The following is a 22001-nucleotide window of genomic DNA, read 5'->3' as shown; positions in this document are numbered from 1 at the left end:
CCGGACGGCGCGTCTGCACCGGCAGTACCGACAGGGTCAGGAGGGCCGCATGACCGTACGGCGCGTGATGGGGATCGAGACCGAGTACGGCATCTCCGTGCCGGGCCACCCGAACGCCAACGCCATGCTCACCTCGTCCCAGATCGTCAACGCGTACGCGGCGGCGATGCACCGGGCGCGCCGCGCCCGCTGGGACTTCGAGGAGGAGAATCCGCTGCGCGACGCCCGGGGCTTCGACTTGGCCCGGGACGTGGCGGACGCCAGCCAGCTCACCGACGAGGACATCGGCCTGGCCAACGTCATCCTCACCAACGGCGCCCGGTTCTACGTCGACCACGCGCACCCCGAGTACTCGTCCCCCGAGGTCACCAACCCGCGCGACGCGGTGCTGTGGGACAAGGCCGGCGAGCGCATCATGGCCGAGGCCGCCGCCCGCGCGCTGGAGCTGCCCAACGGGCAGCGGATCCTGCTCTACAAGAACAACACCGACAACAAGGGCGCCTCCTACGGCACCCACGAGAACTACCTGATGCAGCGGGCCACCCCGTTCGCCGACATCGTCCGACACCTCACGCCGTTCTTCGTCTCCCGCCAGGTGGTGTGCGGGGCCGGCCGGGTCGGGCTCGGGCAGGAGGGTGGCGGGCACGGCTTCCAGATCAGCCAGCGCGCCGACTACTTCGAGGTCGAGGTCGGCCTGGAGACCACCCTCAAGCGCCCGATCATCAACACCCGCGACGAGCCGCACGCGGACTCCGAGAAGTACCGCCGGCTGCACGTCATCATCGGCGACGCCAACCTCTCCGAGATCTCCACCTACCTCAAGCTCGGCACCACCGCGCTGGTCCTGTCGATGATCGAGGACGGCTTCATCGCCGTCGACCTCGCCGTCGACCAGCCGGTGCGCACCCTGCACCGGGTCTCCCACGACCCGGAGCTGAAGCACCTGGTGTCGCTGCGCTCTGGCCGCAAGCTCACCGCCGTCCAGTTGCAGATGGAGTACTGCGAGCTGGCCCGCAAGTACGTCGAGGACCGCTTCGGGCAGGACGCCGACGACCAGACCATGGACGTGCTGGCCCGCTGGGAGGACGTGCTGGGCCGGCTGGAGCGCGACCCGATGAGCCTGTCCCGGCAGCTCGACTGGATCGCCAAGAAGGAGATCCTGGAGGGCTACCGCCAGCGCGACGCCCTGAACTGGGACAGCCCCCGGCTCCAGCTGGTCGATCTCCAGTACAGCGACGTACGCCCCGACAAGGGGCTGTACAACCGCCTGGAGGCGCGCGGCCGGATGGAGCGGCTGCTCACCGAGGACGAGGTGCGCCGCGCCGTCACCGAGCCGCCAGAGGACACCCGCGCCTACTTCCGCGGCCGCTGCCTGGAGCAGTACGCCGACCACGTGGCCGCCGCGTCCTGGGACTCGGTCATCTTCGACCTGCCCGGTCGCGACACCCTCCAGCGAGTGCCCACGATGGAGCCGCTGCGCGGCACCAAGGCACACGTCAAGGAGCTGCTCGACCGGTGCCGCACCGCGGAGGACCTGGTTCGGGTCCTGTCCGGCGGGTAACTTTTCGATCACCACGGGTGAACATTTCCCCGACGGGGAATCATTCAGGTGAGCAGCGAGCGTTGTACCGGAACACCGAGCGAGCGGGGTGAGGAAAATGGCGGAGAAGGACACCGGCGGCGGCCAGCAGCGGGCCAGCCGCTCCTCCGAGGAGGTCGAGGAGCAGGCCGCGGAAACTCAGGCCTCGGACGACCTCAAGGAGCGGCAGGAAAAGCTCAGCGACGACGTCGACGCGGTACTGGACGAAATCGACGAAGTGCTGGAATCCAACGCCGAGGATTTTGTGCGCGGATTCGTGCAGAAGGGCGGCGAGTGAGAGGGGGCAACCCCTTTCCACCGGAAAAGAGCACGGCGAGCGCCGCAGGCATGCCCAAAGCGCGCCTGCGGCCTCGCCTTCTCTACGGCCCGTCGTCCAAGGACGTGGATCAGGCCCCGGGAGCGGGTAGGGTCCGGGGCACAACTCCAACTTTGGATCTTCGATCTGGAAGGACACGTGTGGAAGCCAACCTCAGTGGCACCGGGCGTCTACCGGCTGCCTTCCTCACCCCCGGTTCCTCCTCGTTCCTCGACTTCCTCGACAGCCACGCGCCGCACCTCCTGCCGGGGCGGCGCACCCTCCCCGAGGGGATGGTCGTCGAGGCCCCGCACGGCACCACCATCGTGTCCGCGGTCTTCGAGGGCGGCGTGGTGCTCGCCGGCGACCGCCGGGCCACCATGGGCAACGTCATCGCCCAGCGCGACATGGAGAAGGTCTTCCCGGCCGACGAGTACAGCGCGGTCGGCATCGCCGGCACCGCCGGCCTCGCCATCGAGATGGTGCGGCTGTTCCAGCTGGAACTCGAGCACTACGAGAAGATCGAGGGCACCGTGCTCTCCCTCGAGGGCAAGGCCAACCGGCTCACCACCATGATCCGGTCCAACCTGGCGATGGCCATGCAGGGCCTCGCCGTCGTCCCGGTCTTCGCCGGCTACGACCTCGACCTCGGCCGCGGCCGGATCTTCACCTACGACGTCACCGGCGGCCGCTCCGAGGAGCGCGCGGGCTTCGCCGCCACCGGCTCCGGCTCGGTGTTCGCCCGCGGCTCGATGAAGAAGCTCTACCGGCCGGGGATGACCGCCGAGCAGGCCGCCACCCTCACCGTCCAGGCGCTGTACGACGCCGCCGACGACGACTCGGCGACCGGTGGGCCCGACCTCGCGCGGAAGATCTTCCCGATCGTCACGCTGATCACCGAGGACGGCTTCCGCCGGCTCAGCGAGGAAGAGGTCACCGCGATCGCGGTGTCCATCACCGACCAGCGGCGCGAGCACCCCAACGGCCCGCAGGCCCCGCTGCTCTGAATCCGCCTCAACCACCCGAAGGGAGACCGGCGGTGTCCACCCCGTTCTACGTCTCGCCCCAGCAGGCCATGGCGGACCGCGCCGAGTACGCCCGCAAGGGCATCGCGCGCGGACGCAGCGTGGTCGTGCTGACCTACGCCGACGGCATCGTCTTCGTCGCGGAGAACACCTCCCGCGCCCTGCACAAGGTCTCCGAGATCTACGACAAGATCGCGTTCGCCGCGGTCGGCCGCTACAACGAGTTCGAGAACCTGCGGATCGGCGGCGTGCGCTACGCCGACCTGCGCGGTTACTCCTACGACCGGGCCGACGTCACCGCCCGCGGCCTGGCCAACGTGTACGCCCAGACCCTGGGCACCATCTTCTCCTCGGTCGGGGAGAAGCCCTACGAGGTCGAGCTGATCGTCGCCGAGGTCGGCCGCACCGACGCCGACGACCAGATCTACCGGCTCACCCCCGACGGCTCGGTGGTGGACGAGAAGAACGCCGTCGTGGTCGGCGGCAACGCCGACTCCATCGGCAACTACCTCGGCCAGCGCCACCGGGCCGGCCTGACCCTCGCCGAGGCGCTCAAGCTCGCCGTCGACGGCCTGGCCCGGGACCCCAACGGCGGCAGCCCGCGCACCATGACGCCCGAACAGCTGGAGGTCGCCGTCCTCGACCGCCAGCGGGTCCAGCAGCGCAAGTTCAAGCGCATCCTGGGCAGCCAGCTGTCCCGGCTGCTCAGCGGCGACGAGAGCGCCGCCACCGACGAGGACGAGGCGTCCGACACCGAATGACCACCGCGTCCGGCGGCCCGCCACCTGCCTGGTGGGCCGCCTGACGATCCATCACCGCACCGAAGGGTTTCACGGAGCTTCCCACAGAGAAGAGTCGCCATATGGACCGCCGAATTTTCGGGATCGAGAACGAGTACGGCGTCACCTGCACCTTCCGCGGCCAGCGCCGCCTGTCGCCGGACGAAGTCGCCCGCTACCTCTTCCGCCGTGTCGTCTCCTGGGGCCGCAGCAGCAACGTCTTCCTGAAGAACGGCGCCCGGCTCTACCTCGACGTCGGCTCCCACCCCGAGTACGCGACCCCCGAGTGCGACGACGTCGTCGAACTGGTCACCCACGACAAGTCCGGCGAGCGGATCCTCGAGGGCCTGCTGGTGGACGCCGAGCGGCGGCTGCACGAGGAAGGCATCGCCGGCGACGTCTACCTGTTCAAGAACAACACCGACTCCGCCGGGAACTCCTACGGCTGCCACGAGAACTACCTGGTCGCCCGGCACGGCGAGTTCTCCCGGCTGGCGGACGTGCTGATCCCGTTCCTGGTGACCCGCCAGCTGATCTGCGGCGCCGGCAAGGTGCTGCAGACCCCGCGCGGCGCCGTCTACTGCGTCAGCCAGCGCGCCGAGCACATCTGGGAGGGCGTCAGCTCCGCCACCACCCGCTCCCGCCCGATCATCAACACCCGCGACGAACCGCACGCCGACGCCGAGCGCTACCGCCGCCTGCACGTCATCGTCGGCGACTCCAACATGTCGGAGACCACCACCCTGCTCAAGGTCGGCGCCACCGACCTGGTGCTGCGGCTGATCGAGGCCGGCGTGGTGATGCGGGACCTGACGCTGGAGAACCCGATCCGGGCGATCCGCGAGGTCAGCCACGACCTGACGGGCACCCACCAGGTCCGGCTCGCCAACGGCCGGGAGGCCAGCGCCCTGGAGATCCAGGAGGAGTACTACACCAAGGCGCTGGAGTTCGCCGACCGCAAGGGCCTCAACGAGGGCACCGTGGCCCGCGTCCTGGACCTGTGGGGCCGGACCCTGGAGGCGGTGCGGACCGAGGACCTCGGCAAGGTCGGCACCGAGATCGACTGGATCATGAAGTACCAGCTGATCGAGAAGTACCGGGCCAAGCACCAGATGACCATGTCCAACCCGCGGGTCGCCCAGATCGACCTCGCGTACCACGACATCCACCGCCGCCGCGGCCTGTTCTACCTGCTGCAGAAGAACGGCCAGGCGCAGCGCGTCACCAACGACCTGCTGACCTTCCAGGGCAAGTCGGTGCCCCCGCAGACCACCCGGGCCCGGCTGCGCGGCGACTTCATCCGGCGCGCGCAGGAGCAGCGCCGCGACTTCACCGTCGACTGGGTGCACCTGAAGCTGAACGACCAGGCGCAGCGCACCGTGCTGTGCAAGGACCCGTTCCGGTCGGTGGACGAGCGGGTGGAGAAGCTGATCGCCGGAATGTGACGTTGACTGCCAGGGCCTGCCCGGCCGGTCTTGCCGGGCGCGCGACGCCGGATCATCCCGCCTGGACGCACCGGCAAAACATCCAAGTACACCCAGTACGAGGACGTTTCGCCGGCACGCCCAGCCGGGCGCCCGACGCCGCGCGCTGATCCGACAAGCCCGGCCGGGCAGGCCCTTGTCGGGGGCGCGCCCGAGTGCCTCCGACGGACCGGACGAATCGGGCCATACGCTGGCCTCATGCGTCGAATCGCCTGCCTGCTCTCCGTTCCCCTCGCCGCCGTGCTGCTGACCGCGTGCGGCAGCGGCTCCGGCAAGACCGCCGGGGCGACGCCCTCGGCGGCGGCCTCCCCGGTGGAGGTGCCGAGCCCGGTGGCGTCCGCCTCGCCGATGCCCACGATCAGTGGGGAGTTCGGCTCGAAGGCGACGATCACGCTGCCCGGCGGGCAGCCGAGCGGGCAGTTCGTGGTGAGCACCGAGACCGAGGGCACCGGGCCGGTCGTCAACAAGAACGACTGGGTGACCGTCAACTACACCGCCAAGGACTGGACCAGCGGCAAGGACCTGACCAGTTCCTACGACTCCGGCGGCAAGCCGCAGCTGTACCAGGCGGGCAGCGGGCAGCTGGTGCCGGCGTTCGACGTGAGCGTGGAGGGCAAGAAGGTCGGCAGCCGACTGGTGGTGGTGGCCCCGCCGGCTGCCGGGTTCGGCTCCCAGGGCTCGACGGCGCTCGGTGTCGGCAAGGACGACACCGTGGTGTTCGTGCTGGACATCATGCAGTCGGTGCCGCAGGACTCCACCGTCTCCGGGCAGGTCACCGAGCCGCCAGCGAACGCGCCGCAGGTCAAGGACAACGGCAAGGCCGCGCCCACCATCACCATCCCCTCGGGGGAGCAGCCGCCCGCCGACCTGCAGCAGTACGTGCTGATCAAGGGCACCGGCCCGGAGGTGAAGTCCGGTCAGACCCTGGTGGTCCAGTACACCGGCGTGACCTGGGCCGACGGCAAGCAGTTCGACTCCTCGTGGAGCCACGGCGGGGCGCAGGCGCTGCAGGTCGGCACCGGCAGCCTGATCAAGGGGTGGGACCAGGGACTGGTCGGCAAGACCGTCGGCAGCCGGGTGATGCTGGTCGTCCCGCCGTCGCTGGGCTACGGCGACAAGGCCAGCGGGTCGATTCCGGCGAACTCCACCCTGGTGTTCGTGATCGACATCCTGGAAGCTGTCTGATTGCCACCTGGCAGCGGGGCCAGGGTCGGGCTGACCGGCTCTCATTCCGACCTGACATACTGCTGCCCCGCACCAGTGGTACACGCGTCGTCGGGCGAGATGAATTGGGGAGTCATGTCTGAGAAGCCGTCGAGCCCGGGCGGGGCCGACAACAACGGGCAGCAGCGTCCGGGAGACCGCGAGTCGATCGTGGTCCCCGCCGAAATGCTGACCCAGGCCGGCTGGGCTCCGCCGGCGCCCTCCGCGCCGGCCGCCGGGGCCGCCGAGGCCCCGCAGGTTTTCGCCTCCACCCAGCGCAAGATCGACCCGTCCGAGGCGGGCTACGACGAGGATCCGGGCAGCTCCGGCCGCCTCGGCGCGATCCTCGGTACGGTGCTCGCGGTGCTGCTGATCGGCTCCGCGATCACGATGTACCAGGTCAATAAGGGCGACGACAAGCCCGCGAGCAAGTCCGACGCGGTGAAGCCCGCCGCCTCGGACACGCCCAGCCAGGAGCCGGTGCCGCCGATCAAGGACAGCGCCAAGGCGCTGCCCACGGTGACCGGCGACTTCGGCTCCAAGGCGACCATCACCGTGCCGGAGGACAAGCCGGACGGCACCTTCGTGGTCAAGGAGCTGACCGCGGGCAGCGGCGCCAAGGTCGAAAAGGGCAACTGGGTGTCCGTCGACTACACCGCGATGGACTGGAACACCGGCAAGGAGATCCCCGGCTCGTACGGGGAGAAGGCCGGGAAGCCGCAGCTGTTCCAGGCCGACTCCGGCAAGCTGATCCCGGCCCTGGACAAGGCCGTCGCCGGGCACAAGGCCGGCAGCCGGGTGCTGGTGGTCGCGCCGCCCGCCGCCGCGTTCGGCGCCCAGGGCAACTCGCAGCTCGGCATCGGTGCCACCGACAGCCTGGTCTTCGTGCTCGACATCCGGCAGGCCACCGCGCCCGACGCGGTGCTCAGCGGCGAGATGACCCCGCCGCCGGCCGGCATGCCGCAGGTCAAGGACAACGGCAAGAAGCCGTTCGACATCACCCCGGTCCCCGGTGCCGCCGACCCGACCGAGCTGAAGTCGCACGTCCTGATCCAGGGCAAGGGCCGCAAGATCGAGAGCGGCGAGAAGGTCGTCGTCCAGTACACCGGCGCGCTGTACAAGGACGGCAAGAAGTTCGACTCCTCGCTCGACCGCGGCCAGGCGTTCACCTTCGCCACCGGCGCCGGCGGCGTCATCGAGGGCTGGGACAAGGGCGTCGTCGGCCAGAACATCGGCAGCCGCATCGAACTGGTCATCCCCGCCTCGCTGGGGTACAAGGACCAGGCCAGCGGCTCGATCCCGGCGAACTCCACCCTGGTGTTCGTGATCGACATCCTGGACGCCGGCGTCGGCGGCGAGGACTGACCGGCCGCCGCTTTTGTCTAGGATGAGCACCGTTCACGCAACCGAACGAGAAGAGCAACAGTGAGCCTGACCAAGCCGGAGATCGACTTCCCGGGCGGCGACGCCCCGACCGAGCTCCAGATCCGCGACATCAAGGTCGGCGAGGGTGCCGAGGCCAAGGCCGGCGCGAACGTCGAGGTCCACTACGTCGGTGTCACCTTCGCCTCCGGCGAGGAGTTCGACGCGTCCTGGAACCGTGGCCAGACCTTCCGCTTCCCGCTGGGCAAGGGCCGCGTCATCAAGGGCTGGGACCAGGGCGTCGAGGGCATGCGCGTCGGTGGCCGCCGCGAGCTGGTCATCCCGCCGCACCTGGCGTACGGCAACCAGTCCCCGAGCCCGCTGATCCCGGCCGGCTCCACCCTGATCTTCGTGGTGGACCTGCTGGGCGTCTGACCTCGGACGCATCACCGAACCCCCGGTTCCGCTCGGAGCCGGGGGTTCGGCTTTCGCGGAGCGTGTCCGTACCGGTACGGTCGGCGGGTCACCCCCCGAACGGAGGAAAGGTCAGCGATGGCGATCGCCAAGGCAGAGCGGCTGATGAACCTCGCCCTGTGCCTGATGAACACCCGGCGTCCGCTCTCCAAGAAAGAGCTGCGCGAATCCGTCGAGGCGTACCGGGAAGCCTGGCAACAAGGCTCCGAGGACGCCTTCAACCGGATGTTCGAGCGCGACAAGGACGACCTGCGCGAACTCGGACTGATCATCGACGTGGACGAGAACGCGCTCGACGGCGAAGTGGGATACCTCGCCCGCCGAGACCGCAACCGCCTCCCCGAGATCGCCCTGGACGCCGAGGAAGCCGCCGCGCTCACCCTCGCCGCCCGGGTCTGGCAGCAGGCCAAGATGTCCGGAGCGGCCAGCGGCGCCCTGCAGAAGCTGCGGGCCGCCGGCGTGCCGTTCGCCGAGGAGCGGGAGCACGGTGCGCTGGAGCCGCGGATCCCCGGCCGGGAGGCCGCGTTCGAGCCGCTGCTCACCGCCGCGCGCGACCGGCGGCCGGTCACGTTCGAGTACCGCAAGGCCGGCGCCGCCGTCGCCGAGCCGCGGTCGGTCGAACCGTGGGCGCTGGAGTGCTGGCGTGGCCACTGGTACCTGGCCGGGTGGGACCGCGACCGCGGCTCCGCCCGGGTGTTCCGGCTCTCCCGGATCACCGGCAAGGTCCGCTCCCGGGCCGGCGCGTTCACCGGCGACGTCCCCGAGCACGTCGACGTGCGTGCCGTGGTCGCCCGGTTCGCGGGCGAGGGCGCGACCGCGGTCGCCGTGGTGCGGGTCCGCCGGGGCGCCGCGTACCCGCTGCGCCAGCGTGCGCTGGACACCCGGCCGGTGGACGCCGACTGGGACGAGCTGGACATCCCGTACGGCAACGGCCTGGGCGCCGACCTCGCCGAGTACGGCCCCGACGTCATCGTGATCGGCCCCGAGGACCTGCGGGCCGACGTCATCGACCGGCTGCGTGCCGTCGCCGGTCTCGCGGAGGTGCAGGCATGAGTAACGCGATCGATCAGACTCGGCGGATGCTGTCGCTGGTCACCTACCTGCGCGAACGCCCCGGGGCCGAGGTCGCGGAGGTGGCGCGGGCGTTCGGGATCACCGAGCGCGAACTGATCGGCGACCTGAACGTGCTGCCGATGTGCGGCACGTCCTTCCGCGGCGGCGACCTGCTCGACATCGACACCGACGGCGAGCGGATCTGGTGGCACAACGTGGACGACGTCGCCCAGCCGCTGCGGCTGGCCGCCGACGAGGCCACCGCGCTGCTGGTCGCCGCCCGCGCCGTGGCCGGGCTGCCCGGACTGCGGGAGCGGGACCGGCAGGCGCTCACCCGGGCCGTCGCCAAGATCGAGGACGCGGCCGGCGAGAGCGCCGAGTCCGCCGCCCGGATCGGCGTCACCTTCGAGGCCGAGGGCACCGTCTTCGCCGACATCGACCGGGCGCTCAGCGAGGGCCGGCTGATCTGGCTGCGCTACTGGTCGCACGGCCGCGGCGAGCTCACCGAGCGCGAGGTCGACCCGATCCGGCTGGTCACCGAGGGCCACACCTACCTGGAAGGCTGGTGCCGCACCTCCGAGGACCGGCGCACCTTCCGGCTCGACCGGATCGCCGAGATCAAGGTCCTCGACGAGCCCGCCAACCCGCCCCGGATGCAGCCCCGCGACCTGTCAGCCGGCCTGGTCGCACCCGGCGCCGACGACCCGCAGGTGGTGGTCGAGGTCGGCCCCGGCGGCCGCTGGGTCGCCGAGTACTACACCCACGACAGCGCCGAGGAACTCCCCGACGGCGGCCTGCGGATCACCCTGCGCTCCGCCGAACCGTCCGGCCTGCGCACCCTCGCGCTGCGGCTCGGCCGGGACGGCCGGATCACCACCCCGCCGCAGCTCGCCGAACAGGCCCGCACCGCCGCGCTGGCCGCGCTGGAGCACTATCGGGACGGACAGGTCTGAACCACGTGACCGAGGGCACCAGATTCAAGGTGTACTGCTCGCAGTGCCGGGAGAAGGTCGAACTCCCGGCACCCGAGTTCCGGCTGGCGCTCGGAGCCAGCAGGGAACGCACCTTCTACAGCTTCACCTGCCCGGCCTGCGGAGCGTCCGTCCGCAAGATCGCCGGGGAGCGGATCGTCGCCGCGCTCACCGCCGCCGGCGTGCACACCATGCGGCTGCTGCCGGTGGACGGATAGGAAAGGCCGCAAGCGCATGAACTGGACCCTGGTCGGTGCCGTCCTGCTGTCCACCGCCGGTCTGCTGGTGCTCGGGGTGCTCGCCGTCCGGCTGTGGCTGGACGCGCGGGCGCTGACCCGCGAGGTGGACGGGGCGGTTGCCGCGTTGCGGCGGGCGGCGGAGAAGGACTGAGCGCGCGGGGGAGTGGGCCCGGTCACTGATGGTTGGGGACCGGGTTCCCGCTGCGACACCCCGAGCGGCTACCATCGCGCAGGGGGAGCCCTGCCTCCCTGACTTCCCGGACCTCCCGGACAAGGACCTCCCGGACAAGGAAGGCGGAGCTCCGATGCGGATCGTGTCACCTGGCGTGCTGCTGATCGTCGTGGTGTTCGCCGTGCTGCTGTTCGGCGGCAAGCGGCTGCCCGACGTGGCGCGGGGGCTCGGGCGGTCCCTGCGAATCCTCAAGAGCGAGGGCAAGGCGCTGCGCGGCGAGTTCACGGCTGGTGCGCAGGGGTCTGCGGCGGCGCCTGCTGCCGCTGTTGCCGAGCCGGAGCGGGTGGTCAAGTCCGCCCCCGGCGCCTCCGGGGCCTCCCGCACTGACCGGGCCGCCTGAACCGTACGGCCCCGCACCACCACTCCGACCACCACCGACGAGCGCACGATTCGAGGACCGGGTTGAGCAAGACGACCAAAGCGCCCAAGGACCCTGAGGGGCGGATGGCGCTCGCCGACCATCTGCGCGAGCTGCGCAACCGGCTGGTCAAGTCACTGCTGGCGATCATCGTGTTCACGATCGCCGCGGCGTTCTTCCACAGGGAGCTGGTGGACTTTCTGATCAAGCCGCTGCCGGCGTGCAACCCCGACGGGTCGCTGCCGGCCGGGCTGAAGCAGTGCGTGGAGATCTCCAACATCGGTCTGACCACGCCGTTCACCGTCGCGCTGAAGGTCGCTCTGACCGCCGGCGTGGTGGCTGCCACCCCGGTCTGGCTCTACCAGCTGTGGAAGTTCGTGTCGCCCGGCCTGCACCGGCACGAGAAGCGCTACTCGGTGTCGTTCCTGGCGCTCGGCACCCCCCTGTTCCTGGCCGGCGCGGTGCTCGCCTACGTGATCATGCCGGTCACGGCGCAGATGCTGATCAGCTTCATCGCGGACGGCGTCAAGTCGATCGTGCCGGTGGAGACCTACCTCGACCTGATCACCCGCATGGTGCTGGTGTTCGGCCTGGGCTTCGAGCTGCCGCTGTTCCTGGCGATGCTGAACGTGGTCGGGGTGCTCTCCGGCAAGCGGCTGCTGGGCTGGTGGCGCGGTTTCGTGATGGGCATCACCGTGTTCGCGGCCTTCGCCACGCCGTCCGCCGATCCGCTGTCGATGCTGGCGCTGGCCGCGCCGATCTGGCTGCTGTACTTCCTGTCGGCCGGCTTCGCGCTGCTCAACGACAAGCGCAAGCTGGCCCGCAACCCCGACGCGCTGCTGGACGACGAGGAGGCCTCCCACGTCGACCTGACGGTGGACGCCGTCGAGGACGCGGAGACGGTGGGCGGCGTCGAGCCGGTGCAGGCCGGGCGACGCGACCAGATCGACGACATCACCTGACAGGCGGGGACTGCCCCGCTGACGGCCCTGGACCTGACGGTCCGGGGCCGTTCGGCGTTTTCGGGCCGTCCGGCGTTCTCGGCGAGTGCCTGGGGGTGGATTCGGGCTGGTGGGGGGCTTGTCGGTGATTCTGAACATGTGACATATTACTGGCGTGCTGAAGCAAACCTCCTACGACGTTGTGGTGGTCGGTGCCGGTGTGGTCGGTGCCGCGTGCGCCTACTACGCGGCCCGGGCCGGGCTGCGGGTCGCCGTGGTCGACCGCGGGCCGGTGGCCGGCGGTACCACCGGCGCCGGCGAGGGCAACTTGCTGGTCTCCGACAAGGAACCCGGCCCCGAGCTCGACCTGGCGATGCTGTCGGTGACGCTGTGGCGGGAGCTCGCGGAGGAGTTCGGTGACCGGGTCGAGTACGAGCCCAAGGGCGGCCTGGTGGTCGCCTCCGCGCCCGCCGGGCTTGATGCCCTGAACCGCTTCGCCGCCAAGCAGCGGGAAGCCGGGGTGGAGGCCGTTGCCGTTGCCGCGGAGTCGCTGCGCGAGCTGGAGCCACACCTCGCCGAGGGGCTGCCCGGCGGGGTGCTGTACCCGCAGGACGCGCAGGTGCAGCCCGCGCTGGCGGCGGCCCACCTGCTGCGGGCCTCCGGTGCCGACAGCTATCTCGGGGAGGCCGTCACCGCGCTGCGGCGCGGGCCCGGTGGGGCGATCGCCGGGGTGGTCACCGAGCGCCGGGAGCTCGCTGCGCCCGCGGTCGTCAACGCGGCCGGTACCTGGGGCGGGGCGGTGGCCGAGCTGGCCGGGGTGCGGCTGCCGGTGCTGCCGCGGCGGGGTTTCGTGCTGGTCACCGAGCCGCTGCCGCGGATTGTCCGGCGGAAGGTGTACGCCGCGGACTACGTGGCGGACGTCGCCTCCGGGTCCGCGGACCTGCAGTCGTCCGCGGTGGTCGAGGGCACTCCCGCCGGTCCGGTGCTGATCGGCGCCAGCCGGGAGCGGGTCGGGTTCGACCGGACCCTCAGCCCCGAGGTGCTGCGGCGGCTGGCCGCGCAGGCGGTGGCGCTGTTTCCGGTGCTGGGGACGGTGGCCGTGCAGCGGGCGTACCGGGGCTTCCGTCCGTACCTGCCCGACCACCTGCCCGCGATCGGTCACGACGCGAGGGTGCCGGGGCTGTACCACGCGTGCGGGCATGAGGGGGCGGGGATCGGGCTGGCGCCGGCGACGGGGCTGCTGATCAGTCGCCAACTGGTGGGCGCTGACGCCGGGTTCGAGCTGGGGCCGTTCCGGCCGGAGCGGTTCGAGGGCGCGGGGGAGGAGTAGGTGGCCCGGTTGGGACCGCTGGTGGGTGGCCGGCGGGTTCCGGGTGCGGGGTGGTTGGGGAATTCGGTGTTGTTCGGGAGGTGTGAGCGTGGATCCGCTTGATCTGGTGGGTGCTGAGCCCGGGGCGGTGCGGGTGGTTTCGTTCGACGGTCGGGCGGTGGAGGCGTTGCCGGGGCAGACGTTGGCGGCGGCTTTGTGGGCGGACGGGGTGGTGGCGTGGCGGCGGACCCGGGTGGGTGGGCGGTTGCGCGGGGCGTTCTGTGGGATCGGTCAGTGCTTCGACTGTCTGGCGACCGTCAACGGGCGGCCCAATCAGCGGCTGTGCCTGGTGACTGCCGAGGACGGCGACGTCGTCAGCACGCAGGAGGGGCACGGGCGTGATGAACTCGCGGTCTGAGTACGACCTGGCGGTGATCGGTGCGGGTCCGGCGGGGCTGGCGGCTGCGGATGCCGCTGCCGGGTTCGGGCTGAGGGTGGCGCTGGTGGATGCGGGGGCGCGGCTCGGTGGGCAGTACTACCGGCATCCCGCGACCGAGTTGGGTGCGGCGCGTCCGGAGAAGCTGCACCACGGGTGGCGGACGTTCGCGGGGCTGCGGGAGCGGCTGGTGGCGTCGCCGTTGGTCGACCACCTGGCCGGCCATCACGTGTGGGCCGCCGAGCGGGGCGGGGACGGGTGGAGGCTGCATGCCACCCGGGGCCCGGAGGGCGGCGACCGGGTCACCGTCGAGGCGCGGCATCTGCTGCTGGCCACGGGTGCGTACGAGCGTCAACTGCCGTTCCCCGGTTGGACGTTGCCCGGGGTGGTGACGGCCGGCGGGGCGCAGGCGATGTTGAAGTCGGGGCTGGTGCTGCCGGGGCGGCGGGTCGTGGTGGCGGGCAGTGGGCCGTTGCTGCTGGCGGCCGCGTCCTCGCTGGCGGCGGCCGGGGCGCGGATTCCGGCGATCGTGGAGGCGACGGCGTATCTCGGCTATGCGCGCGGGCTGCCCGTGCTGGCGGGGAACCCGGCGAAGCTTGTCGAGGGTGCCGACCACGCGGCCCGGTTGCTGCGGCACGGGGTGCGGTTGCGCCGGCGGGCCGCCGTGGTCGAGGCGCACGGTGACGAGAGGGTCACCGGCGTCACCGTGGCGCGGCTGGACGCCCGTTGGAAGCCGGTGCCCGGCACCGAGCGGCGGATCGCGTGCGACGCGCTCGCGGTCGGGCACGGGCTGGTGCCGCAGATCGACCTGGCCGTCGAGCTCGGCGCGGCCACCGTCACCACCGCCGACCACACCGCCGCGCTGCGGGTGGACGCGCAGCAGCGCACCAGTGTGCCCGGGCTGTGGGCCGCGGGGGAGACCTGCGGTGTCGGCGGCGCGGACCTGGCGCTGGCCGAGGGGGTGCTCGCCGCTCACTCGGTGGCCGGAAAGCCTGCTCCTGCAAGGGAGTTGAGGGTCCGGCGGAGTCGGCGGGAGTTCGCTTCGCTGATGGCGGCCGCGCACGCGCCGGGGCCGGACTGGACGGGCTGGGTGACCGACGACACCGACGTCTGCCGGTGCGAGGAAGTCCCGGCGCGGGCCGTCCGGGAGGCCGTCACCGAACTCGGCGCCGCCGATGCGCGGACCGTCAAGCTGCTCACCCGGGCCGGCATGGGCTGGTGCCAGGGCCGGATGTGCGGGCCCGCGGTGGCCTGTCTGTCCGGCGGGCCGCTCGGCGGGCCCGACAGCCGGCCGCTGTCCTGCCCCGTTCCGCTGGCCCAGCTGGCGCAGCAGGACGGTTCGTCGGAGCTGCCGGAGTCGCCGGAGCTGTCGGAGCTGTCGGAGTAGAGGTCGGCGGGGGTCTTGCGCCCTCGTCGAGGATTTGTAAAATGTCACACATCATATCGAGGGAGATCCCCGTGACTCGCACCGCCCACGACCCCGCCCGCCCCTGGCGCGGCATCATGGTCGCCACCACGCTGCCGTTCCGCGAGGACCGCAGCGTCGACTACGACGCCTACGCCGAGCACGTCCGCTGGCTGCTCGACAACGGCTGTGACGGCGTCGTCCCCAACGGGTCGCTCGGCGAGTACCAGACCCTCACCCCCGAAGAGCGCGCCAAGGTCGTCACCACCGCCGTCGAAGCCGCCGGGGACGGCTCGCGCGTGATGCCCGGCGTCGCCGCGTACGGCAGTGCCGAGTCCCGCCGCTGGGCCGAGCAGGCCGCCGAGGCCGGCGCCGGCTCCGTGCTGCTGCTCCCGCCGAACGCCTACCGCGCCGACCACGACGCCGTGCGCGCCCACTACGCCGAGGTCGCCGCCGCCGGCGTGCCGATCGTCGCCTACAACAACCCGATCGACACCAAGGTCGACCTCGTCCCCGCGCTGCTCGCCGACCTGCACGCCGCCGGGCACATCGTCGCCGTCAAGGAGTTCTCCGGCGACGTCCGCCGCGCCTACGAGATCGCCGAACTCGCCCCCGGGCTCGACCTGCTGATCGGCGCCGACGACGTCCTGCTGGAGCTGGCCGTCGCCGGTGCGGTCGGCTGGATCGCCGGCTACCCCAACGCGCTGCCCGCCACCAGCGCCGAGCTGTACCACGCCGCCGTCGCCGGCGACCTGGAGACCGCGCTGCCGCTCTACAAGTCGCTGCACTCGCTGCTGCGCTGGGACTCCAAGACCGAGTTCGTCCAGGCCATCAAGCTGTCCATGGACATCGCCGGCCGCACCGGCGGACCCACCCGCGCCCCGCGGCTGCCGCTGCGCCCCGAGATCGACGCCGCCGTGCGCGCCGCGACCGAGAAGGCGCTCGCCGAGGGCCACAAGTAGCCCAGGGCCGCAGGTAGTTGAAGCACCGGCCCGGACCGGGCGAGCTCGCCCGGTCCGGGCCGGACCACCAGCCGTCAGGAGGGAATCCCGCGATGCGGACCCGTCACGTCTTCCACGCCGTCGACTCGCACACCGAGGGCATGCCCACTCGGGTGATCACCGGCGGCTTCGGCACCATCCCCGGCGCCACCATGGCCGAGCGGCGCGCCCACTTCCAGCAGCACCTGGACCACTTCCGCACCCTGCTGATGTACGAGCCGCGCGGCCACGCCGCGATGAGCGGGGCGATCCTGCAGCCGCCGACCCGGCCGGACGCCGACTTCGGGGTGCTGTACATCGAGGTGTCGGGCCTGCTGCCGATGTGCGGTCACGGGACGATCGGTGTCGCCACCGTGCTGGTCGAGACCGGGATGGTTCCGGTGGTCGAGCCCGTGACGACTGTCCGTCTCGACACCCCCGCCGGGCTGGTGGTTGCCGAGGTTCAGGTCGAGGACGGCGCGGCCGTGGCTGTCACGATCCGCAATGTGGCGTCGTTCTCGGTGGCGCTCGACCGCAAGCTCGACGTGCCCGGGTACGGCACGGTGACGTACGACCTGGCGTACGGCGGCAACTACTACGCGATCCTGCCGCTGGAGCAGTTCGGGATTCCGTTCGCGCACGAGCACAAGGGCGAGATCCTGGCCGCCGGGCTCGCCATGATGGACGCGATCAACGCCTCCCCCGAGCACCGCCCCGTGCACCCCGAGGACCCGTCCATCCACGGCTGCCACCACGTCCAACTGCTCGCCCCCGGTTCGGACGCGGTGCACTCCCGGCACGCGATGGCCATCCACCCCGGCTGGTTCGACCGCTCCCCGTGCGGGACGGGCACCTCCGCGCGGATGGCGCAGCTGCACGCTCGGGGCGAGTTGGCGCTCGGGGCCGATTTCCGTAATGACTCCTTCCTGGGTACGACGTTCGTGGGCCGCCTGGTGGAGGAGACCACGGTGGCCGGGCAGCCCGCTGTCGTGCCGACCGTCACCGGCCGGGCCTGGGTGACCGGGACGGCGCAGTACTTCCTCGATCCGACGGATCCGTTTCCGGCCGGGTTCCTGCTGTAGCTGTATTTGGTATTGAAGCGAAAGGTATGTGCTTGTGAGCACCATCGACTCGTACAACCCTGCCGACCCCGATGACTTGGTGGTTTCGGTAACTGCTGTGGGAGCGGGAGGAGTTGAGGAGGCGATCGCGCGGGCACGGGTCGCCCAGCGGGAGTGGTGGGCGCTCGGCGCGGCCGGGCGGTCGGCGGTGCTCGGGAAGGTCGCGGCGGCCGTGGAGGCGGCCACCGAGGAGCTGGCGGCGCTGACGGTGCGCGAGGTCGGCAAGCCGGTCGCCGAGGCGCGAGGCGAGGTCGCGCGGACGGTCGCGATCTGGCGGTACTACGCGCAGGCGCCGTTCGCCCCCTCCGGCGAGGTGCACGAACCCGCCGCCGGGCAGGGCCTGTTGCTGACCCGGCGCCGGCCGTACGGCGTCGCGGGCCTGGTGACGCCGTGGAACTTCCCGCTGGCGATCCCCACCTGGAAGGCCGCGCCCGCGCTGGCCGTCGGCAACGCGGTGGTGCTCAAGCCCGCCCCCGAAGCGACCGCGTGCGCGCTGCGCCTCGCCGAACTGGCCGGCCAGGCCGGGCTGCCGGACGGGGTGCTGACGGTCGTTCCCGGCGGCGGGGAGGAGGGTGCGGCGCTGGTGGCGGGCACGGATGTGGTGTCGTTCACCGGTTCGACCGCCGTCGGGCGGCAGGTGGTTGCCGCTGCTGCCGGGCGCGGTGTCCCCGTGCAGGCCGAGATGGGCGGGCTGAACGCCGCAATCGTGCTGCCGGACGCGGACATCGCGCAGGCGGCCGCACACCTGGCGTCGGCGATCGCCGGGTACGCGGGGCAGAAGTGCACGGCGACCAGCCGGGTGATCGCCGTCGGCGACGCGTACGAGCCGCTGGCGGAGGCGTTGGCGAAGGCGCTGGGGGAGGTTGCGGCGGCCGACCCGGGAGCGGCGTCCACCGTGTGCGGGCCGGTGATCAATCGGCAGGCGCTGGACCGGCTCACCGACGCGATCGACAGTGCGAAGGCGGCCGGCGCGAAGGCGCTGGCGGGCGGCGCGCGGGCGGAACGCGACGGGTGGTACCTGGAGCCGACGCTGCTGGAAGGCGTTCCTGCGGAACACCCGTTGGCCGGGGAGGAGTTCTTCGGGCCGGTGGCGGTGCTGGTGGCTGCTGAGGACCTGGACGAGGCGATCGCGCTGGCCAACGAGACGCGGCACAGCCTGTCGACGTCCGTTCACTCGCGGAGCCTGGACGTCGCGCTGGCTGCGGCGGACCGGCTGGACGCCGGGATGATTCGGATCAACGCGCCGTCAAGTGGCGTGGACTTCCACCTTCCGTTCGGCGGGGCGAAGGCGGCGTCGTACGGGGGGCGGGAGCAGGGGCGGGCGGCGCTGGACTTCTACACCGCTTCGCGGACGGTGAGTGTGCTGCCGGGGGGCGGGAGCTGAGACGGAGCGCCCGGCGGGGCGTGAGCGCTGGGTGCCCGAACGGGGGGCGGCGGCCGGGGAGTTGGTGACGGTCGGTCGGTCGGTCGGGCGATTGGTCGGCTGGCCGGGCGGGCGGGCGTTCGGCTGGCCTGCCGGCGGTCGGGCCGCGCCGTTCGGGTCGGTGTTCGGATGCCGTGCGGCGGTCGGCGGCTCCTGACGGGGTGGCTGGTGCGGGCGTCGGCAGGTCGGGCGGGGGCGGGTTGTGTCAACTGCGTGCCCCCGGCGTCGGGTTGCCGAGGGTGCTGTCGCGCGCTGGTCGGCGCGAGCTTGTGGTCCAGTGGTCGGCTTCGCGTGGCGTGGGGTTGGCGTCTCGGGGCCGGGTTGGTCGTTTGTTGTTTTTGTCCGTTGTCAGCGTGCGTCTTGTCGTGGAGTACTGATGAACATCACCACCACCGACTATCACACCGCCGGTGAGCCGTTCCGGATCGTCACCGGTGGTCTTCCGCCCGTGCCCGGCGACAGCGTCGCCGAGCGGCGGGCGATTGCCATTGGGGCGGGTGGGACCGCGACTTCGCCGCGGCGGGGGGCGTTGGACGATGTGCGGCGCTTGTTGACGCGGGAGCCGCGCGGGCACGCGGGGATGTACGGCGGGTTCGTGGTTCCGGCCGATGACGACGAGGCGCACTTCGGAGTGCTGTTCTGGCACAAGGACGGGTACTCGACGGCGTGCGGGCACGGAACGATGGCGCTCGGTGCGTGGGCAGTGGACACCGGACGGGTGGCGGCGCCGGACGACGGGACGGCGCTGGTGCGGATCGACGTGCCGTCCGGGCGGGTGAGTGCGACCGTGCACCGGCGTGCTGGGCGGACGACTGCTGTGACGTTCCGCAATGTGCCGACCCGGGTGTTGGCACGGAAGGTCGAACTGGCTGTCTCCGGTGGGTCGGTGGCGGTCGATCTGGCGCACTCCGGGGCGGTGTACGCCTCGTTGCCGGCCGCCGCGCTCGGGCTGTCCGTCGTTCCCGAGCGGCTGCCCGCGCTGACCGCCGCGGGGCGGGAGATCAGGGCCGCGCTGGAGGGGCATCCGGCGCTGGCGCAGGACCGGGACGGCGTCTACGGCGTCATCCTGTACGACGAGCTGGCCGACGCGCCCTCGGGGCCGAATCAGCGCAACGTCACGGTGTTCGCGGACGGGCAGATCGACCGTTCGCCGTGCGGCTCCGGTACGTCCGCGCGGCTGGCGCTGCTCGCGGACGAGGGGGCGCTGCGGTCGGAGCAGACGTTGCGGCACGAGTCGATCATCGGCACGGTGTTCACCGGCCGGGTTCGCGCGTACGGGCTGGAGGGCGCGGTCACCGAGGTGACGGGTGCCGCGCACCGGACCGGTGAGCACCGGTTCGTGCTGGACAGTGACGACATGCTCGGAGCGGGGTTCCTGCTGTGACCGGGCCTGCTGTGATCGACCAGTTGGAGTTGACGCTCGATCATCGGGCGGCCGTCGAGGCGTTGGAGGGCATGCTGCTGGACGGGCTGGACGTCGAGCGGTGCCCGCAGCGGTCGGCGGTGCCGGTGCCGGCCGGGGAGTTGCTGCTGATGCCCGCCGCGACCGGCGCGTTCGCGGGGGTGAAGATCGCGGGGGTGGCGCCCGCGAACCCGGCGGCCGGGTTGCCCCGGATCACCGGCAGTTATCTGCTGCTGGACGGGCCGACGCTGCGGCCGGTGGCCCTGCTGGACGGTGCGGCGCTCACCGCGCTGCGCACGCCGGCCGTCACGGCGCTGGCGGTGCGTGAGCTGGCCGGGCCGGACATCGCGCACCTGGTGGTGTTCGGTGCGGGCCCGCAGGCGTTCGGGCATGTGGCGGCGTTGCGGGCGGTGCTGCCGCTGGAGCGGGTGACGGTGGTGGCGCGGCGGCCGGGTTCGGCGGATCAACTGGCGCGGTATGCAGCCGAGTTGGGGCTGAGCGCGGCGGTCGGCGGCCCGGAGGCGGTGGCGAAGGCGGACGTGGTGGTGTGCTGCACCACGGCGCGTACTCCGCTGTTCGACGGGCGGCTGGTGCCCGACGGGGCGGTGGTCGCGGCGGTGGGTTCGCACGAGCCGGACGCCCGTGAGGTGGATGCCCAACTGGTGGGTCGCGCCGACCTGTTCGTGGAGGCGCGCGCGGTGGCCCGGCGGGAGGCGGGGGACCTGCTGATGGCCGGGGCGGCGGAGGAAAGGCTGATCAATCTGTCGGAACTGGTGACCGGGACGGCGGTTGTCCGTCATGATCGGCCGAGGTTCTTCAAGAGCGTCGGCATGGCCTGGCAGGATCTGGCGGTGGCGGCGGCCCAGTACGAGCTCACGGGCCCGCCCGGCGAAAGCGGACCGAGGCGTTCACTCTGAGCAACGTGACATTGTACAATGGGGTTCTGCTGACACCGGAGGAACCGCCATGTCCGACCTGAAGCCCCGCAACCTCATCTCCGTCCAGGAGCGGCTGCGCGACCAGGTCGCCCACGCCCTGCGCGCCGCCCTGATCTCCGGCGAACTGCGCCCCGGCGTCGTCTACTCGGCGCCCGCGCTGGCCGCCGACTTCGGGGTCTCCGCCACCCCGGTCCGGGAAGCGATGCTCGACCTGGCCCGCGAAGGCCTGGTCGAGGCCGTCCGCAACAAGGGCTTCCGGGTCACCGAACTCAGCGAGCGCGACCTCGACGAGTTCACCGAGATCCGCGCCCTGATCGAGGTCCCGACGGTCGGCCGGGTCGCCCGCGCCGCCACCGCCGAGCAGCTGGAGGCGCTGCGCCCGCAGGCCGAGGCGATCGTCGCCGCCGCCCGCAAGCACGACCTGATCGGCTACCTGGAGGCCGACCGCAAGTTCCACCTCGACCTGCTGTCCCTCGCCGGCAACGCCCGCCTGGTGGAGACCGTCGGCGACCTGCGCAAGCGCTCCCGCCTGTACGGCCTCAACCGGCTCGACCAGCGCGGCGAGCTGGTCTCCTCCGCCGAGGAGCACCTCGAACTGCTCGACGTGCTGCTCACCGGCGACGCCAAGGCCGCCGAGGAGTGCATGACCCGGCACCTCGGCCACATCCGGCACCTGTGGGCGGCGGGCGAGCAGGGCCGCGGCTGATCGACGTCAGGCGGGGGGCGTGCGGCTGCGCGAGGAGTGGCCGAGTTCCGCGCCCAGCCCGAGAGCGTGCTGCGCCTGCCCCGCCGCTGACCGGCGGCCCGTCTGTCAGGTGCGGGGCGTGCGGCTGCGCGAGGAGTGGCCGAGTTCCGCGCCCAGACCGAGAGTGTGCTGCGCCTGCCCCGCCGCTGACCGGCGGCCCGTCTGTCAGGTGCGGGGCGTGCGGCTGCGCGAGGAGTGGCCGAGTTCCGCGCCCAGACCGAACGTA

General features: G+C 71.9%; 23 protein-coding genes. All 23 read left to right on the top strand.

Annotated elements, in window-relative coordinates:
* The first annotated feature begins 49 nt into the window (after positions 1–49).
* On the top strand, positions 50–1561 hold the full coding sequence (dop, locus tag ACFYS8_RS01115) for a depupylase/deamidase Dop (protein WP_387634015.1): 1512 nt from the start codon (positions 50–52) through the stop codon (positions 1559–1561).
* A 97-nt stretch (positions 1562–1658) separates the two neighbouring features.
* Entirely contained in the window at positions 1659–1877 is a 219-nt protein-coding gene (locus ACFYS8_RS01110; protein ID WP_035868822.1) for a ubiquitin-like protein Pup, read from the top strand.
* A 179-nt stretch (positions 1878–2056) separates the two neighbouring features.
* Entirely contained in the window at positions 2057–2902 is an 846-nt protein-coding gene (prcB, locus tag ACFYS8_RS01105) for a proteasome subunit beta (protein WP_387634013.1), read from the top strand.
* A 32-nt stretch (positions 2903–2934) separates the two neighbouring features.
* On the top strand, positions 2935–3681 hold the full coding sequence (gene prcA / locus ACFYS8_RS01100) for a proteasome subunit alpha (protein WP_387634011.1): 747 nt from the start codon (positions 2935–2937) through the stop codon (positions 3679–3681).
* 101 nt (positions 3682–3782) lie between these two features.
* Positions 3783–5144, top strand: a complete 1362-nt coding sequence (pafA, locus tag ACFYS8_RS01095) for a Pup--protein ligase (RefSeq protein ID WP_043911520.1) — start codon at positions 3783–3785, stop codon at positions 5142–5144.
* Positions 5145–5381: 237 nt separating this feature from the next.
* Positions 5382–6368, top strand: coding sequence for an FKBP-type peptidyl-prolyl cis-trans isomerase (locus ACFYS8_RS01090; protein WP_387634008.1), 987 nt, complete (start codon positions 5382–5384; stop codon positions 6366–6368).
* A 114-nt stretch (positions 6369–6482) separates the two neighbouring features.
* Positions 6483–7751 carry an FKBP-type peptidyl-prolyl cis-trans isomerase gene (locus ACFYS8_RS01085; protein WP_387634006.1) on the top strand — a complete coding sequence of 423 codons (1269 nt, stop codon included), beginning with the start codon at positions 6483–6485 and terminating at the stop codon, positions 7749–7751.
* Positions 7752–7811: 60 nt separating this feature from the next.
* Positions 7812–8183: an FKBP-type peptidyl-prolyl cis-trans isomerase gene (locus ACFYS8_RS01080; RefSeq protein ID WP_387634004.1), complete on the top strand. Its 372-nt coding sequence runs from the start codon at positions 7812–7814 to the stop codon at positions 8181–8183.
* Between the two features lie 117 nt (positions 8184–8300).
* Positions 8301–9275 carry a helix-turn-helix transcriptional regulator gene (locus tag ACFYS8_RS01075; protein WP_387634002.1) on the top strand — a complete coding sequence of 325 codons (975 nt, stop codon included), beginning with the start codon at positions 8301–8303 and terminating at the stop codon, positions 9273–9275.
* On the top strand, positions 9272–10228 hold the full coding sequence (locus tag ACFYS8_RS01070) for a helix-turn-helix transcriptional regulator (protein WP_387634000.1): 957 nt from the start codon (positions 9272–9274) through the stop codon (positions 10226–10228). Before ACFYS8_RS01075 ends, ACFYS8_RS01070 begins: the two co-directional genes overlap by 4 nt.
* Before the next feature lie 5 nt (positions 10229–10233).
* Positions 10234–10464, top strand: coding sequence for a hypothetical protein (locus tag ACFYS8_RS01065; protein WP_043911529.1), 231 nt, complete (start codon positions 10234–10236; stop codon positions 10462–10464).
* 16 nt (positions 10465–10480) lie between these two features.
* Positions 10481–10636 (top strand): hypothetical protein, encoded by a 156-nt coding sequence (locus ACFYS8_RS01060; protein ID WP_387633998.1) that lies wholly within the window; start codon positions 10481–10483, stop codon positions 10634–10636.
* Between the two features lie 154 nt (positions 10637–10790).
* Positions 10791–11057 carry a Sec-independent protein translocase subunit TatA gene (gene tatA / locus ACFYS8_RS01055; protein ID WP_387633996.1) on the top strand — a complete coding sequence of 89 codons (267 nt, stop codon included), beginning with the start codon at positions 10791–10793 and terminating at the stop codon, positions 11055–11057.
* Between the two features lie 104 nt (positions 11058–11161).
* Complete coding sequence (tatC, locus tag ACFYS8_RS01050) at positions 11162–12037, top strand: twin-arginine translocase subunit TatC (RefSeq protein WP_387636773.1); 876 nt, start codon at positions 11162–11164, stop codon at positions 12035–12037.
* Positions 12038–12191: 154 nt separating this feature from the next.
* Complete coding sequence (locus ACFYS8_RS01045) at positions 12192–13346, top strand: NAD(P)/FAD-dependent oxidoreductase (RefSeq protein WP_387633994.1); 1155 nt, start codon at positions 12192–12194, stop codon at positions 13344–13346.
* An 88-nt stretch (positions 13347–13434) separates the two neighbouring features.
* Positions 13435–13743, top strand: a complete 309-nt coding sequence (locus ACFYS8_RS01040) for a (2Fe-2S)-binding protein (RefSeq protein ID WP_387636770.1) — start codon at positions 13435–13437, stop codon at positions 13741–13743.
* Entirely contained in the window at positions 13727–15148 is a 1422-nt protein-coding gene (locus ACFYS8_RS01035) for an NAD(P)/FAD-dependent oxidoreductase (RefSeq protein WP_387633992.1), read from the top strand. Before ACFYS8_RS01040 ends, ACFYS8_RS01035 begins: the two co-directional genes overlap by 17 nt.
* Before the next feature lie 116 nt (positions 15149–15264).
* Positions 15265–16128 carry a dihydrodipicolinate synthase family protein gene (locus ACFYS8_RS01030; RefSeq protein WP_387636768.1) on the top strand — a complete coding sequence of 288 codons (864 nt, stop codon included), beginning with the start codon at positions 15265–15267 and terminating at the stop codon, positions 16126–16128.
* A gap of 92 nt (positions 16129–16220) precedes the next feature.
* Entirely contained in the window at positions 16221–17228 is a 1008-nt protein-coding gene (locus ACFYS8_RS01025) for a proline racemase family protein (RefSeq protein ID WP_387633990.1), read from the top strand.
* A 34-nt stretch (positions 17229–17262) separates the two neighbouring features.
* The gene (locus tag ACFYS8_RS01020; RefSeq protein ID WP_387633988.1) at positions 17263–18651 is read left to right on the top strand and encodes an aldehyde dehydrogenase family protein; all 1389 of its coding nucleotides are present in this window, start codon (positions 17263–17265) and stop codon (positions 18649–18651) included.
* A gap of 415 nt (positions 18652–19066) precedes the next feature.
* Positions 19067–20074, top strand: a complete 1008-nt coding sequence (locus tag ACFYS8_RS01015; RefSeq protein ID WP_387633986.1) for a proline racemase family protein — start codon at positions 19067–19069, stop codon at positions 20072–20074.
* Entirely contained in the window at positions 20071–21009 is a 939-nt protein-coding gene (locus ACFYS8_RS01010) for an ornithine cyclodeaminase family protein (protein WP_387633984.1), read from the top strand. The genes ACFYS8_RS01015 and ACFYS8_RS01010 overlap by 4 nt, the downstream gene beginning before the upstream one ends.
* A gap of 49 nt (positions 21010–21058) precedes the next feature.
* Positions 21059–21736, top strand: a complete 678-nt coding sequence (locus ACFYS8_RS01005) for a GntR family transcriptional regulator (protein WP_387633982.1) — start codon at positions 21059–21061, stop codon at positions 21734–21736.
* Positions 21737–22001 lie beyond the last annotated feature (265 nt).

Source organism: Kitasatospora sp. NPDC004615 (assembly GCF_042873545.1).
Lineage (GTDB): Bacteria > Actinomycetota > Actinomycetes > Streptomycetales > Streptomycetaceae > Kitasatospora.
The sequence above is the reverse complement of the archived record's forward strand: the minus strand, read 5'-3'. Positions and strand labels throughout refer to the sequence as shown.